Raw genomic sequence first — 2,187 nt, 5'->3', positions numbered from 1 at the left:
CGTGTGCGGCGCACGATCCCCGACCGGGGAATGGGGATATCGCGCAGGATGCCTTCCGCGACGGCACCGGCGAGGGACAGGGCGACGTACAGGTAGCCGCCGTGGGAGTCGTCGATCGGCTCGAACCGCCCCTGCAGCGGGTCGCCGAGCGTACGGATACCTTTGGCATTGAACGAGTTCGGTGGGTACGGGGAATCTGGTACCGGAGATCCGGTGCAGTGTGGTGCCCGCGGGGATCAGCTTTGTTTGCGGGGGCCGGCCGTTGTAGCGCTCACTCACCGGGGTCAGTCCATGCCCATCCGCTCGGCCGCCACCATCAGCTCCACCTCGGCCTCGGTCAGCATGTGCGCGGTCAGGCGGTCCACCGGCCGCTGGTCCCCGATCAGTGGGTTCTCGGTGAACCACCAGTCCAGTGTCCCCCACGGGTCGAGGTCGCATTCCATGAGCCGGTTCGCGTGCTCGGCGACGGACCGGATTCGAACTGGAACAGCGGATACCGGTACTGGTTGCCGACCTTCAGCCCGAGGAGTTGATGAGCTTTCCGCTTGGCGTTGGCCAGGGCCCGATTCACATTCCCGGACGGGGAGAGGATCTCCGAGACCTCGGTCGAGGAGATCGTGTCGCCCGACAGTGACAGCGGGGACGCATAGGTGAGGTTGCCGGTCGCGGTCTCCAATTCGACCTGTCCATGCGGATCGGTTCCTACTGTGACGGTCGGGGCCGGATCGGCGAGACCCCGTTCGGTGCGCGGCGCCCGGTCACCCGCGCCGCCCTCGGTGCGGGCAGCGCGGGTGGCACGGGGCAGCCGCTGCAGTTGGATGGTGACCACGTCGGTATCGGCGGTGTCGAACAACGCCCGCATCACCACACCGCCGGTGTCGGCGAGATCGGCGGCGTCCAACGCGGTGCGGAACGCGTCGGTGAGCCAATCCAGCGCCAGCCCCGTCGCCCGGAGATCGAACCGGAGCTCGAAGTCGATCTCGATGCCGCCGGCCGGGCGCCGCGACGCACCCTCGAACGAGGACACCACACGGGTGATCTCCCGCTGCCACTCCTGCGCACTCCTCGGGCGCTCCCGAACCTGCGTCCCGCCCAACCGGCCACCCGCGATCCGCGGCTCCACCGCGACGCGATGACCACGTACAGCCGGGGACGAGCCGTGCAGGGAACGACCAGCAGCAGCGCCACCGGTGCGGCCGGGCCACCGGCTCGCGGCAGTAAACCCGAACCGGCCCGCGCCGCGATTCACGACCCGATACCGCGTGCGACCTGCGTTGCCGTCTTCTTTGCTCATGATGACCCGCTCCACCCGAGTACTACGCTTCTTACGATATAGACAAGTGTAAGTATCGTAAGACCATGTGTCCAGGTGCGCGCGCTCCACGTACCAGCCACCGGCGACTCCCGCGAGCGGAACGGCTGTCGGAGCGGCGGGGTACGACGTCCCGTTGCCGACCCGGACAGGCAGCCGCACCGCTGGAGAACAGCCGACGTGCACACCACGCCGCTCGGGGAACATCTGAATCCTGCGGAAGAGGTGGATCCGGCGCCTCACGGTCGGCGACGCCGGCGAACGAGACAGTGGATGTGACGCCAGTTACTTTCGAGCGATACCCTTCGGTATCATTCGCCGTGTCGCTACCATCAATGGCACACCGTTCACCACCTCGCTAGAGGTGACCGAATGTGAATCATCCGGGTTCACCCCGGTCCCACCGATGTCGAGCCCAGGCATCACCGCACCGACACGCCCTGCGGCCGCGGCGTCGACCCGATCGCAGCCCCGGACTCCGGCCTGTCACTGCCGCCACCCGACTGCCACCTCCCGGGCATCGGAAGTACACCGCGATGTGTCGAAACGTTATGTCGCACAACCTTTTCGGAAAGCCATGCGCTGACACACTACAGTCCAACCCGGTTACCAATAAGGTCCTGCCCACCCACAGCGCCCCGACATCGATGTGCCTGGCACACATCCCCGGCCACAAGCCCAGGCCCGCCACACCCGCGCGCCCGCCCCTGACCGACGGATCGGCTCACCGCTCCCCTTTCGAAAGCGACCCCTCCCGCTGTGCCTGATCAATTCCACCACCACCCCCTCGACCGGGACTGGCAGCACCGCGCCTTATGCCGCGGCACCGACACCGACATGTTCTTCTCCCCCGAGGGTGAACGCGGCAACGTCCG

General features: G+C 67.2%; 1 protein-coding gene and 1 pseudogene. One reads left to right on the top strand and one right to left on the bottom strand.

Annotated elements, in window-relative coordinates; all coding sequences use genetic code 11:
* Nucleotides 1-382: 382 nt before the first annotated feature.
* Nucleotides 383-1,294 carry a hypothetical protein gene (locus AZG88_RS35355; RefSeq protein WP_156517692.1) on the bottom strand — a complete coding sequence of 304 codons (912 nt, stop codon included), beginning with the start codon at nt 1,292-1,294 and terminating at the stop codon, nt 383-385.
* A 777-nt stretch (nt 1,295-2,071) separates the two neighbouring features.
* On the opposite strand from AZG88_RS35355, the pseudogene AZG88_RS54545 reads away from it, so the two are divergent.
* Nucleotides 2,072-2,187, top strand: a pseudogene (locus AZG88_RS54545) (WhiB family transcriptional regulator); the annotation flags it as partial.

It is taken from the genome of Rhodococcus sp. LB1 (genome assembly GCF_001583455.1).
Taxonomy (GTDB): Bacteria; Actinomycetota; Actinomycetes; order Mycobacteriales; family Mycobacteriaceae; genus Rhodococcus_F; species Rhodococcus_F opacus.
Note: the sequence above shows the minus strand (reverse complement) of the source record. Positions and strands in the feature narration are given on the sequence as shown.